Raw genomic sequence first — 14,263 nt, forward strand, 5'->3', positions numbered from 1 at the left:
GATGTTGTTGCAGACTAGGTGCTATTCAGCGCAAAAGATCCGGAGTTGAACCCCGACCGACTGGCACGCTGAATATGTCGACAAGACCAAGTGGTAGAATTGGAGAATGTGAGGCTTAGGTTGAGGTTTGGCGAACTCATCCTTGAGCTTGGCGAGCGACAGCATCCCACCCGAGCAGACCAACCAGATCGCCCGCTCGGTCGTTGGAGTAGTGCGCAAACGCTGGAAGGCTCTACGGAAAGCTCTCGATCCGCGACCATGTCGTTTGCGATTGACCAACTGGGTAATGGGAGTTCTGCGCTTTGACAGTCGCCAATGGCCATCGAACCGAGTCTGGCTGCCCGGCAGGGCGACACCGTCACTTTTCATGTAAGCGAGATTTTTTAGGCCTTGCGAGCAGACATCGTAGAAGGCGGACGCCGACACGCCGGGATTACCACTTTTCCATTTGCCTGCGACCGCTACCACCGCCGGACCAGCCGATGCCTCATCTAGGCAAAGGAAATCGCCTACCTCGTCCTGAAGATCGTCGCATACAATGTCTGGAAAATTCCTCCCGAACAGCGCTGGACCACGATCGGGCCTAAGAGCTTTGTCGAGCAATTCAAACAGTGAACCCTCCGCCCAATAATCGACATGGCCATTGACCAATTCACCCTTTTCCGACTCCACCGCATTGAGACCGGGTATCGCGGTGATCAGATCGAGCACCAGACTCGCCGCTCCCTTTGAATCGGTGAGCTCAAGGTCAAGTCGGTAAAAATCACCGCTGACATAAGTATGGGCGAGGTCCTTGGTGATAATTCGGAATGGTTGTAGCTGGTTCAAGCGACGGGTTAGAGATATTTTCGGATTATCCTTAGTCTTGATCTGACTTAGGCCGGGCGAAACCAGCCAATATTTCGCCTTCTTAGCGTTCCAGTCGATCCAAACCGGATGCTCTTCTCCATCAACATTCAGAAAGAATAGAAACCGTGCTGGCGCCTTGGGGTTGGTGTCCTCTTCCACCGCAACACATAGATCCTCAATCCTGACCGCCGCGGTCTGTCCCTTGGCGACGAATTGATCACCCATCTCGGCCATATCCACGAGAATGTTGAGTGGCGTCGTGTCCGCAGGAACCCTGTCCGGAACAGCGAAACGGGTAAAAATTGATGCTGTACGGGCGGCGGCATCCAGCTCCAAATCTACCTTGGCGCACCAATCGGCATATTCCTGCGCGGTCAGGTCGTTGCCCTTGCCATCGCGTACGCGCGATCGCGAAAAACCAACCGATCGACGGATTCCATCTTCAGCTGCCCTAGGGTGAATGTACCCAGTCGCACGTGTAACGACGTTGAGATGCTCTCCCATAAACACGCCCGACCGATCGAGCGAGCGAGCGGACAAACTGCGCGTTCGCAGCGCCAACGGCCCAAGGTCGGTATTTTTGACACTCATAAATGAAATGCTGTTTTCGGTTCCATCGGGAAGAAGGGCACGCAAGGTATTAGCATTGACGCGCGGACCGATGCCCTCGAGTTCATTGATCCAGAGACCAGCACTGTCAAAGAAGAAGAGACGCCTGTTCTTTTTCGCATAGATTGTCACCTCGAGGCTCGGCGCTTGGAAAAGGCTGCCCGACAGGAACGGTGACGGAGTCAGCCGAAGCGTAATGTGATAACGGCAATGGCCGTCGGCGGTTTGACCGCTGAGTGCTTCGTGACGATCCTCGCGATTGAGTTCTGCCTTAATCGCATTTTCGAGTTCGTCCAGATCAAGATCAGGTTCGATCGTGAAGGCAACCGCCGCACTCGGGAAGCGCAGCTCGTCATGGAGATCGGGATCGTCGAGATCGGGTCGTTCGCGGAAGCGTCCCATAACATAGTCAAGGGTCGGTAGGGCCGCGATCAGATTTTCCAAGATCGTCGCATCGTTGCGGACAAAAGGTTTGTTACCATTCGCCTTCGAGGCTGCGTCATAGGTGAGAAAACTGTTCCATTCGTCTGCGATATCGCGCCCCTTTGGTGCGAGGACATAGGCGGCCGGCACTACATCACCGATCGGCCCCGGATGACGGATCAGCCTGCCAACCTGTTGGACCAGCATGCGCGTGTTCGTGAACGGCTCGAAGAGACCGAGCATCGTACAACGGGGATCATCGATCCCTTCGATCAGCATGAACTGATGGACGAGAAAGCGCTCAGGCCGCGCTGCCAAGTCCGATGGAACCGCGTCGAATATGCCATCGTCGGGCCGCTTGGAGAAATTATTATGGATTGCAAGGACCCCGTCGGCCCGCCCAGCGAGTGCTGCGGTTAGTGCCTGATACATTTCAGTGACCGACTCCTCGCTGTCGCACCGCACGATCACCCTGTTGGCAGCTGTGAATCGCCCTTCGGCCACAAGCGCATCGACCCTGGCGATCAGTGCCAGCGCATAATCTTCCGCTGACTGAGGCAATGGCATTTCGTCGATTTCGACCCCACGGATGAGGCCCTGATCAACTGCGTCGGCAAAGCCGAGAAAGTGAATATGGTTGTCATCGACATCGAAGATTTTTAGATCACCCCGAAACGGAGTGGCACTGAACAATACGGTCGGCACTGCAAAACCGCGGACGACGCGGGACCAGCTTGGTGCAGGCTCGCGATGCCCCTCGTCGAACAGGATCGTGCCGATTCGGCCATGGAGCTGATTGATCTTGCCGTCCGCTTCGATCTGCTGGACTGCCTGTACGGTACCGATCACGATGATCCGCTCGCCATGATGATCGTCTAGGCGTTGCGCGAGGTTCTCAAGGTCACTCGGCAGAACATTCAAGACCCAGTCGGGTTTCCAGGCCGGGTCGGCGCCAATCTTTTCCCAGAACCGCCCCTTGAACTCGGCGGTGAGCTGTTCGACCAATGCTGCCGAAGGGCAGACGACTAGCACCGGCCGGTCCTGTGCGCGTTGGCGCGCGAGCGTCGCCATCACCCCGGTTTTGCCTGTGCCCGTCGGCATATTGACGAGGCAGGCGCGAGTACTCGCCGACGCAAAATAGGAATCGACCGTATCGAGCGCCGCATGCTGATGCGGCCAAAGCGCAAGCGCAGTCCTAGATAGCTCAGCCTCAACCAAAACGCACCCTCTCAAAAACCTAAAGTAGCACGCTTGTTTAACTCACACGTTTACCGAAAGGAATAGCGGGTCAAAGGTCAAGATGAAGCTGGCCGATATGGCAGATTTCGGAGACTGTGTGGAATAGGGTTTCAGGAAGATACTCACCTACAGCGCCTGAGAGACTGCGATCGGACTGCTTATTGCACTTTTCAAAATCGTTCGATTATCCGAATGAATGCAAGGAGTAGGCCGGCGGCCAGCAGGTCGCAGCCGGGCTGATCAACCCGGTTCCGTGGCTTTTTGAATATCCCCCCGTCGGCGTCCTCTACGTCTTCGCCAATTGCGTCAACACTTTAGGTTGCATGACGCAGCTTTCGTTCGTCGCACCCTGAAGGCTGCAAGGCAGCAATGTACGCCTGTCTGTCCTTCAAATAGGCGGCGGCGGGTCTCCGAAAACGGCAACTTGCGGGAACGAAATAGGTCCGTCGGCATGACATGCATGGAGGCGCAAAGCGGGCATTCCCCCGTAGAAGAACCAGCAATGGAACGTGGTCGCAATTCCCCGCTCCATCCGAATTGCTTTAAACTGAACCCCTTCCACGCTCCGGATTCGCATAACGTGCCATATGAAACTCCGAACTCGGACTTCGATACAGATAATCAATCCGTGTTGAGATTGAGAATGGCTAAAACGGGGCCGTATGCAGACTGGCGGGTTCTGGTGGACGGGTGCACTAAGCAGACGTGCGCAAAGTTGGCGATTGGAAAGCTTCGTCGGCCGTTTTCTGCGGCCGGAGGGAAAAGGCGCAATACGAAAAAAGACTATATTTATCAGATAGTAAAAAATAAATTTGGTGCGGCCCTAGGGTGGGCTGTCGTTCGCCACGATACGTGTCCCAATCGACAAATCCCCGCAAGTGGTCCTTTGCACCCGGGCGCAATTTTTACGTAGATGGGCCGAGAGCCTCCATCGATCGAAATCTGTCATCTAATAAAGACGCGCCTGCCTCTATCGTTCGAGTCGTTTTCAGGTGAATGTGCCGTGAAGACAATGGTTTCCAGAGAGAAAGTTTGCCGATCTACATCGCGCGGCAGGTGCCGGTGACGATCGAAATACAAGGGCGTCCCGTCATCATCGTCATTAGCACTGAGGAGTATCACCGACTGACGGGAAACACGGCGGACGAAACAACACAAACGGGTCAAGGCAGTGCAACGCGAACAAAATAATTTTGCGCAATATGATGACCGCACGGCTCACCTCTTCAGTAAAGATGGTACCGACGGCGATGCCACGGATGCCAAAGCCTACATTGAAAAAATTTGCAAACGAAAGATACAGAGCTTTTGCGGAACGATCGACGAAGAAGGAGCCTATCTCGATAAGATCTATGCCGGTAATGTCAGCCTAGCGCAGAGCATAACGGCCGACTACCACGGTCGCTTTCTCATCGAGCTCATCCAGAACGCTTACGACGCTCACCCGCATGGAACTGGCGATGGTGAGGTCGAAGTTCTTCTCGACCTCGATGCCGGCGAGCACGGCATCCTTTATGTCGCCAATCGCGGTTCGCCCTTCACACGCAAGAACGTCGATGCGCTCTTCGATATGGGCTTGTCGAGCAAGCCGCCAGGCGAGGCGATCGGCAACAAGGGGCTCGGATTCCGCAGCGTTCTGCATATCACCGATAAGCCTTTGATCTTTTCGCAGGCATCGCCCGTTGGCAAAAAACCGCAATTCGACGGATTCTGCTTTGGCTTTGCCGAAAAGGAAGATTTCGACCGGTTGATAAGCAACCCACTGCACCGCGAGCGTGCGACCAATGACATGCCGCTACTTCATGTCCCGCGCTGGCACGTGGATCAATCGGAGCGGGTTCAGAGCTACGCTCGCCGCGCCTTTGCGACTGTGATAGCCCTCCCGCTGCGCGACAAGACGGCACGCGAAGCTGCTCTCAAGGAAATCCAGTTGCTTCGTCAGCAATCGGCGCCCGTGCTGCTCTTTCTGGTCCGTCTCGGCAGGCTGACCGTTTCTGTCGTACCCGATGACGACTCCCGCTCTTTCTCCCTGTTTCGCGAGCAACGGGAAATTACCGGCAGGCCCGGCGCGACGATTGTTGATCTCAAGGCGTCTGGCACATTTCTTGTTGCAAGAAAGCCGATTGCCGAAGCCGCGATGAAGCAAGCCATCGCAGATGGCGTCGAGCAAAAGCAGCTCCACTCGCGTTGGCTGGACTGGGAAGGCGACGGGGAAGTCGCGCTCGCGGTCCGTCTTGACGCACACGTCGCAAGTACGCGCCTCTATGCCTTCCTGCCTCTAGGGGAACAGGCTGTAGCGCCGTTTCAGGGCTATTTGCATGGCACTTTCTTCCCCAGTTCAAATCGCAAGACACTTGATGCAAAAATCGCCCTCAATGCCTTGCACGTAAGGGAAGCGGTAGGGCTTGCCGCTGAAACCGTGATTTGGCTCTCCGGCCTCGCCGACCGGGGTGGCTCTTCCGACATCACTCCCGGCAAAGCTGCGCTCGCGGCGACAGACTTCCTCGTCTGGGAGGATGTCTCCAGCCTGGATGCCAGCCCGTCCCTCGATCTTGCTTCGATGATAGCCGGCGCCATTCGAACCGCGGCGGGCGCCGAGAGCCTTGACGACGCCCGCATCGTTCCCTGCCTTGGCTCCGGTGCCGATAGCGAGACGATCGTTTGGCGTACTCCCGCAAGCGCACGGTTGTGGGAGTACAACCTGGCCACTTTCCCGGCCGAGATCGCGGCTGCTCATCACGCGCAAGCCGGCTTCGTCCCCCTCTGGCCGGGACTGGGCGCGCGGCTGAAGCGGATTGATCAGTTCCTGGCAGATCAAAGCGCGGATTATGTCAGTGCGCCGACCCCGCAGGAGCGGGCGGCGCTCGCCGCCGCCATTGCGGCTACGTTTGCAACCAAAAAGCGAACTTCGATCCAGAAATGGACTTCCTACTACCAAGACCTCATCGAGCTGATGGGTAAGTCCACCATGGCTCTGGAAGGTCAGGAAATCCTGCTTTGCTCTGACGGTAAGCTCCACCAGACTATGATCTCAGCGCCCGCTCAGGAAGGCGGCAGACCGAGGAAGCGGCGGCGGAAGGGTGAAGGGCATGGTTATGTGTTTCCCCCGCCGAGCTCAAAAGGAGATGCGCCGGACATCGATGATGATCTGATGCCACCGGCGGAGCTGAAGAACGAATTTGCGTTCTTGTCAGACAGGCTCGACTGGCATGGAGCGCTCGGCAGCGTCCGATCCTACTTCGAGAACGCCAAGCTTGTTTCGCCCTTTGATCGCGACACCGTCCTCAGCCAGCTCTCGCAGCTCCTGCGCCAGGATTCGCGCAAAGGTACCCGTGTCGCCGGATTGCGATGGGCATTTCAGGTATGGCGCCGGGCACGGCTGACTGGCCGCCCCATCAAGTTGCGGCCACAGCACCGCTTCTTCGTGCCAACGGTTTCAGGCGACTTTATAGATGCGGCCGAGGCCGTATTTTCGGAGAGCTGGCCGAAAGAAACGCTCGGCCAGCAGCTTCAGAAATTGCTGGATAGCGCGCCGGCAGATGTATTCGATTTTCTGGAGCTGAAAAGCCGTAGGATTGCACCGCCGTTACATCGTGCCTTCAACAGAGGCAACACGCGCGACTGGGTGGAGTTTCTGACAGAACTGCGGGTTCAGAAGGGGCTGCACCCAGTTAAGAAAACGATCCCCAAGTATGTTCGCGCTCATGATCTACGATCGTTTCGGTTTTGCGACCAGCTAGGTATCGGTCCGCTGGCTAAAGCACTGTGGAAGGCCGGCACTGAAGAACAGGACGCGAATGCGCTGAATTTCCCGACGAGCACCGACTATACGATCAGCGGTGACCTTTGGTGGTGGCCCGGACAAGGGGATTATGAGCGCTTCAGCGATGATTGCCGGGAGCTCTATGCAGGCGCGATTGTCGAATGGTTCAGGCAGTCTCATGACATAGATTGGTCAGTAGAGGTCAGCCATCGGTACAACTACCATTCCGATACGCGCGGATGGCCGACGCCGTTCGCTGCCTTCTTGCGAATGGCCCCGTGGCTGCCTGCTGACGAACCGACTAACGAAGGCTCGCGCCGCGTCCATGTAACCGGTGCACAGCTTTGGATTTCTTCCGAGACTAGCAACGAGCGGTTTCCCACATATCTTCGTCGCCCGGCACCGAGCGTCGCCCGGTTGCTTGAGGGCGCTGCCTACCAGTGCATCCAGGAACTTAAGGAAAGGGCAGAACTTCGCATCCTGAACGATGCCGGCACACTAATCGAACAAACAGAATTCCTGGCCGGGCAATATGAAGCCGAAGGCTTCGACAGGTACTTTGAGCGCCAATTCATAAATCTGTACCACCGCACATGGCAGCTCATCGGCCAGCGCTATAGCGGTTCTCAGCAAAGCGCTGTTTCCGCTCCGAACAGGCTTCTGGTCAGGGGCGGCGAGGAAACGATCGTCATAGATATGGTTGAGGATCCCCCTGACGCGGACGATCCCATCTACATACGTGACAATGAAGAAGATGAAACCGCTACGAGCCTGATCGAAACCGCCGGTCTGCGTTTGTTCGATCCGCGCGGTGGCAACCTGACCCGCATAGGCAGGACACTCCATAACCTCTTCGGCGATTCCGTGCGGCTCTTGTCCGAAGCACGCTACTCGGCTGTGGTCGACGGGCAGCCGATCGGTGCTGGCGATATGTCGCCGATCGTAGACAGATGCCCTTGGCTGAGACCGTTTCTGGCTGTCTCCATGGAAGCTCTCCGAGGAACAGAGCTTCAGCGCTTGCCATCCGACCGCTCCGCCATCATTGCGAGGCTGGAACGCATTCTCTTTCAGGCAGCCGCTACCCTCGAATTTGTTATCGACGGCCGGCGTGTGACGCAGGACGATGAAAGCAAACGCGCGTTCGCGTTCAAGACGCCAGACGGAGCGCCGCTTGTCGTCGTCCGCGAGAGCGGTCCTCTTGACTGGGATACTATCGATGCGTGCCTGGGGGCTCTCTGCGAAGCCATCGAGCAGCCGGCGCTTGAGCCGCATCTGCGCATACTGGTTATGACCTTAAGGGCACGGTCGGTGGGAGTCGCAGAAGCGCCGCCGGCCGACATGGATTTGCAGCGCCTATGCGCTGCACTTCGCTTGCGGGAGAGCGCCGCAAGCGCCGTGCGCGATACCCTTGGCACCAGACTCGAACGCCATCTACCATGGCTGCGCGCACTTGTTCATCTCGGCGGCGGCGTCGAAGCACTGGCGGCCTTTCGGTCCGTTGAAGCCCAGGCGATCAAGGAACCTGACCAGCTTCGTTCCGTCCTTAGCCCATCACTGCAACAGCACGACCTGGAAGCAGAGTTCGTGCTCGAAGTCTGCAAGGGCGCCCTTACGACAGGCGAATTGCGGGACCGGTTGGGCCTGGATTTCGAGGCGTTCAACCGTAGCCTGCTCGCGGCAGGCGAGAGCCCCGACACCTATCCGGAACTCCATGCCAGCCTGCTGACCAACTATATCCACGACAACGAAATCGAGATCGTTGATGCGTTGCGCGCCGCCTTCTATCCGGTGATCAAGAAAGGCGAGGTAGCAGAGGAATATGCGCAGTTGAGGGAGGAGGTCCGGTCGCTGCCTCCTGATCCTGCCTGGGAACTCCGCTATCACGAGGTTCCCCACGACATCATGGCAGAGTGGGTGGATCAATGGCTTGCCCAGCATGAAGCCAGCCGCAAGGGCAAGAAGCCGAACCTGGTGCCGCTTGACACGCTAAGGCGAGCCAATGCCGATGCGGTTCGCAAATTCACCAAGGCCGCGGGGCCGGTCATCAGGGCCTGGTGCCTGAAGCACGAGGTCACGCGCCCGGCCTTGTGGGACGAGGTCGACAAATGGCTGGATTCTCTCCGCGCCCGGCTCGATGAAGCTGGCGTCTTCGATTGCCTGAAGCTGGGCGAAACACCGCTATTCTTCTGGTGCCAGGCCCTAGGTGTGTGGCCGGAGGGAATGCTTGCCACGCTTGATCGCGGGCAATTGGAACTCAGCGACAACGATGTCGATGCCGAACGCAGCCGCGAAAAGGAAGAGGCGGAAGCCAGGAAACGCGAGGCGCGTTCGGTACCTTTCAACGGTCGAAGCGTAGACCCTGAGACCGCCGACTGGTCCGCAATCGCATCCGAGCTCGCCGACAAGCTCCCGAAGAGTGTGCTGGAAAGTCCCGTGGGATCGCCGGCCGATCTGGTGCCGCGTGCTCAGCCCAAGGCAAGAGACCGTAAAAACCAGCCGGGCAGCAAGGCTCCGCCGGCTGGCCGGAGAGCGCCGTCTGACAAGACCGACATGATCGGCAAACTGGGCGAGCTTGTCGTCTATAACTGGCTGAAGAACAGACTACCCAAGCAGAATATCGATGCCGCTTGGGTTTCCGAGAATTCGGAGCCCTTCACCGGGCGCAAAGGTGATGATGGCCTTGGTTACGATTTTACCGTCAGCTTCCGAAGCCAGGCGCTGCTCATCGAGGTCAAGGCCAGCCTGGGTGATCCTCGTATGTTCGAGATGGGCGAAAGCGAAGTCAGGACGGCCAAGGTGGCCGCTCGCCCGAGGAGCGGGCAACGCTACGCTATAGCCTATGTCAGCAATGTTGGCGAACCATCTCTTACGCGCGTGGAGATGCTGCCTAACCCGATGAGCGAAGAAGGGGAAACCCTGCTACGCATCCTTGGAGAGGGCATCAGGTATGGTTTCGACAGAGCCTGAACGAGCCTTTATTTTCGAGCGAGTTGACAATTGAACTTGAGTTTCCGCTATCTCCATTCCGGCACAAGCAATTTCAGTAGTGCTCCGATCCCCGCAAACCGGATCGATTTTGACAAGAGCTGTCCGCGCTAGGTTCACGGCAGGGAGAAGGATCGGACGCGATGAAGGCATGTCTGCTTTAAGGGATCTCACCTCCCGACCTAAACGACCGCAATGAGGGCGCGAAGCGGACATTTAGACCGGATGTTCCAACGGTTCCGTTTGGCCTCTCGCCATTCCAGGTTCGATTGTAATTTTTTGCAATTATTCTCACCTGTTAACCTTTTGTCCGGGTTCTTCCGGAAAAACGGGGCTTACGAGACCACAGGAGCCCGAAATGACCTAGATAAAATCCCCTTATCTAACTGATATATTGAAGGTAAATACTCCTTCTAAGGATTCATTCAGATCGCCCACTGGGTCGCCCCGTTGGTTAAATCTGGCCGTAGAAACTTCGTTTCTCACGCCCATTCAGGAGCCGAGATCGGGTTTAGGCATGACGCTCTGCCTTTCAGGCACATGAATCCTTCATGACCCTTTGGCGAACCGCCAGGTTCGTCGATGAGATAATCCCATTCACTCGCAAAACCAGAACATGTCGAGCACCCCGGCTGCCGCAGCAGAGGGCGTCTCAACGTGAGGATCTGTCACGCTTAAAATTCGGAACATCGCAACATGACCAATCCGACGCTGCGGGCGTTTTCCTTTGAGCCGGAGACCTTCCGGTCTATCGCCCTAGCCCTCCAAATGTACCGGAAAAACGGTCTCCCGCCGCTCGAGGCGCCATCGACGGCGCCTCTCATTGTGGACTGGAGCCGAACCCTCCTTCCCTTTCCGGGCATCATCGGCACCTCGGAAACCGCGCCCATACTGGAGCCCGTGTTTGCCTTCAGCGAGGATGACTCCTGGGCACTTTTGTCCCGAGGCTGGGTTCGCCTCGAAAATCACGTCGACGACCGGCTCGATACTGATAGCCGCATAATTCCCTGAACCCGGAAGAGATTGAACCGGCCTGCCCTCCCCGTCTGTAGCCGGCACTGACTTCTTTTTCGAACTCCATTCGATCCGCGACGACAACGTTCCAAATGCACTTGGAGCGAACGCGATCCCCTGCCCAAGAGGACACAAATGAACCGTTCGACCCTTTCGTCAAAAGCCTTGAATAACGCCGGGACATTGATCGCCCGAATGGCTGTCCGCAAAGCGCTTCGGCGGGCTCCTGAATACTGGCACCGTTCAGCTTATGTTATCGGAGCAAACATTCCCGACGACACCGACACAGACATTTATGAGGATGCTCTGGCGAAGGAACTCGGTTGGCGGATACCGGCAAGATGGAAACCAGAGGACCTGCTGAACTTCCACTATTTCATAGATGATGACGGCAATTCGAAATACAGAAGAAATAAGCCATTTGAAGCTTATTCTCTGGCCAGGGATGTTGCCGATCACCAGCGGTTAGTGGGTGTTGGCACGCCAAAACATCCGATGAGTTCACCATTCGTGGATATCGCGGAAACGATCTTGGAGGTTCGACCAGAACCCGAACACATTGCTGCTGCGCTACACTTGGCTCGGGGTCTTCCGGTTACTGAACAACAAGCCAACGAACTGTTGTCGGACACACTCACCGATCTAAACACTGCATTCCGGGGAGACCGGCCGCTCACTAGCGCCTTTCGAATGCTTCGAAAGTTGAGAAAGGCGGAAGCAGCGGCGCCGGAGGCAACTTCAAACAACGCAGTTCCGCCATCGCTGAAAGACATGGTTGGCTATGGCGAAGCCAAGAGCTGGGGATTGGAACTGGCTCGCGACATCCAAGACTGGCGACACGGCAAAATTGCCTGGGTCGATGTGGACCGAGGCATTCTTCTCGTCGGCAAACCCGGAACGGGGAAAACCGTCTACGCCCGATCGCTGGCGGAAACCTGCAACGCCCATTTTGTCGAGTGCTCGCTCTCGAAAATGCAGAGCCGTGGACATCTTGGCGACATGCTAAAGGGCATGGATCGAGCTTTCGGGGAAGCACGCAAAAATTCACCAGCAATCCTGTTCATCGACGAGTTTGATGCAGTTGGAAATCGCGCTACCCTTTCATCACACGCGCCCGAATATACCACCCAGGTCATTACTGGCCTCCTGCAATTATTGGACGGTACGGAAAAGCGTGACGGTGTCGTCATTGTAGCTGCATGCAATCGGCTGGGTACCATTGACCCAGCCTTCCTGAGACCCGGGCGGTTGGAGCGGGTCATCGAAATCCCTCTACCAGACCAGCAGGCAAGGAAGACCATTTTCAGCCAACACCTGAATTCCGATCTCCCCGAGACTGTGCTCAGGGACGTTGGGAACCTGACTGATGGCTGGAGCGGCGCCGACCTGGAAAAGCTCGCGCGTGAATGCCGACGATTAGCAAGGCGAACTGGCGGCACCCCGAAAGCAAGGCACGTTCTCGATGTGCTTTCGGAAAAATTCACGAATGTGCCTCCTTCCGAATTAGAGCGCTACGCGGTTCATGAGACCGGACACGTTGTGGCCGCTTACGCGATCCAGGGTATCGTTGCTTCCGAGGTCGTTGTTCGTGAGAGTATTCGGACAGATCAGGGTGGCAAGTTCGAAAGTGGCGGCCATACCGCGTTTCCGGTGGACCGACCGGGCTACCAGGTCCCCAGCGACTATCATGACAAAATCGCGGTCCTTCTCGCCGGACATGCTGCGGAACACCTTATTTTCGACGAAGCGTCCGATAGCGCCGGATTGGTATCCGGATCAGATTTGGAATGCGCAACCAGGATTGCCGCACGGTTCATCGCCGCCTCTGGTCTTTCTGGCAACCTGGTTTTCAGGGCGGACCTGACGAGAGACCGCTTGGAGAAAATGGTACGTCATGACAAGCAATTCGCGGATGCATGCGACCTGATTTTGAAGGCTCAGATGCGGCGAGTACGGGATATTTTGAGAGAAAATTTGCAAACCGTCCAGGTAATCGCAAGTGAATTGGTCAAATCGAGAAGACTAAATCACTGCGAACTTGCGGCTCTCTTTAAAACCTGCGCATCACAGTAAAATTAGGTAACTCAGTGACTTACAATAATACGCAAAAAATTGTCAGTGATATTCTTACTGATAATTTTCTATATTTCGGCATATTCCTGGCGCTTCGGAGCCAATGCTGGTACCGGTTTAGCCATCGCCTTGGGGTGGCATCCCGCCATCTGTGGGCGACTATCGGCTTAACCCCCCAGCTCCGGCTGGCAGGATAAAGGAGGAGCCGACCATGACTTTCATGCAGAACAATTCGGCTCTCCGCGAAGCCGCTCAAGATCTCCCGATACACAACGCTTGAGTTGGGTACCCAACTGCACGCGTGATGTCTGACCTTTGACATCCGTGGCAGTCGATTGCCCAACGCTGTCTCGTCGCGACCATACCGGTCATTGCGAGCAGTAACTGTTGCTGATGTCGGGAAACGATTTACTTTCATTGTCGTTTTAAACGGCACAGCAGCTCTCCCTTCAAGCGATTGAATTTCGAACCCGCCGCCGCGCGGGAACAGGAGATCTGTGCCATGTGGAATGAACTGAACCTTTTCCGCTCGTTTGCCCGTTCGGGCAACACCGATGCCGGTGGTTCCGCCTGCCGAATAGCTGCCGTGAACAGTCACGTCAGAACTCATCAGAAGCGGAGACCACCATGTCCAACGAAGAACCCAACTACTACATCCCCGCACGCCCGTCTGAGGCGTCGCGCAACGTCAGCTTGAAATCCAAGGTATCGAACCGCGGATTTCTTCTGAACAGCACCTGCCTTCGTTGGGCGGGATGCGAAAGCCTCCTCGAAAGGGACTTTCTGACAATCCTGCTCGCACACCCCGAGGCTGAACTCTTTCAAGAGCAACCTGAGCCGGTGACCTACGTCGATGCAGAGGGCAAGACGCGGACACATACGTTCGACGTTCTGGTCTTTCTGAAGAACGGTCAGAGGATTGCATACGACATTAAGCCCGAGAAGCTCAAAGTTCGTAGTCAGATTGAAGCTACTCACCGTCTCATCAAGAAGCAGCATCCGAACTATGCGGCCAAGCTTGTTGTCCGTACTGATCTCGAGATTTCTCGCGTTCATGTTCGCAATGCCGAGCTGATCCTCCGGTCGCGAACCCTCTGGGATGAGGAGGCCGTCGAGCAACTGAGGCAGCACCTTACCTCGATGCACGGGGTGTTCCGGTTCGCCGCGCTGGTCGCTCTCTTCGACTGTGAAGCTGACGGTTTCAACGCAGTTCTCAACCTCATTGACAGCCAAGAACTGAAGCCGGTGAAGCGAGGTCCCATCAACGACAACACCGAGCTCGAAATCTGCAAGGCAGCCTAACTGAAC

Annotated in this window: 5 protein-coding genes; 4 read left to right on the forward strand and 1 reads right to left on the reverse strand. The window is 56.4% G+C overall.

Annotated elements, in window-relative coordinates; genetic code table 11:
* Window positions 1-21: 21 nt before the first annotated feature.
* Window positions 22-3,099 (reverse strand): DEAD/DEAH box helicase, encoded by a 3,078-nt coding sequence (locus ACN0SY_RS01395; RefSeq protein WP_417683971.1) that lies wholly within the window; start codon window positions 3,097-3,099, stop codon window positions 22-24.
* Window positions 3,100-4,291: 1,192 nt separating this feature from the next.
* On the opposite strand from ACN0SY_RS01395, the gene ACN0SY_RS01400 reads away from it, so the two are divergent.
* From ACN0SY_RS01400 to ACN0SY_RS01415, 4 genes are all read left to right on the forward strand, one after another.
* Entirely contained in the window at window positions 4,292-9,850 is a 5,559-nt protein-coding gene (locus ACN0SY_RS01400) for a sacsin N-terminal ATP-binding-like domain-containing protein (protein ID WP_417683972.1), read from the forward strand.
* A gap of 714 nt (window positions 9,851-10,564) precedes the next feature.
* Window positions 10,565-10,879, forward strand: coding sequence for a hypothetical protein (locus ACN0SY_RS01405; protein WP_417683973.1), 315 nt, complete (start codon window positions 10,565-10,567; stop codon window positions 10,877-10,879).
* A 138-nt stretch (window positions 10,880-11,017) separates the two neighbouring features.
* Window positions 11,018-12,955: an AAA family ATPase gene (locus ACN0SY_RS01410; protein WP_417683974.1), complete on the forward strand. Its 1,938-nt coding sequence runs from the start codon at window positions 11,018-11,020 to the stop codon at window positions 12,953-12,955.
* Window positions 12,956-13,582: 627 nt separating this feature from the next.
* Entirely contained in the window at window positions 13,583-14,257 is a 675-nt protein-coding gene (locus ACN0SY_RS01415) for a hypothetical protein (protein WP_417683975.1), read from the forward strand.
* The last annotated feature ends 6 nt before the right edge of the window (window positions 14,258-14,263 follow it).

The sequence above is a fragment of the Roseibium sp. genome (assembly GCF_048261595.1).
GTDB lineage: Bacteria > Pseudomonadota > Alphaproteobacteria > Rhizobiales > Stappiaceae > Roseibium.

Bases quoted from the DNA above. Each gene is read 5' to 3' on its own strand.
- ACN0SY_RS01405 (WP_417683973.1), top strand. From the start codon at position 10,565: ATGACCAATCCGACGCTGCGGGCGTTTTCCTTTGAGCCGGAGACCTTC.
- ACN0SY_RS01410 (WP_417683974.1), top strand. From the start codon at position 11,018: ATGAACCGTTCGACCCTTTCGTCAAAAGCCTTGAATAACGCCGGGACA.
- ACN0SY_RS01415 (WP_417683975.1), top strand. From the start codon at position 13,583: ATGTCCAACGAAGAACCCAACTACTACATCCCCGCACGCCCGTCTGAG.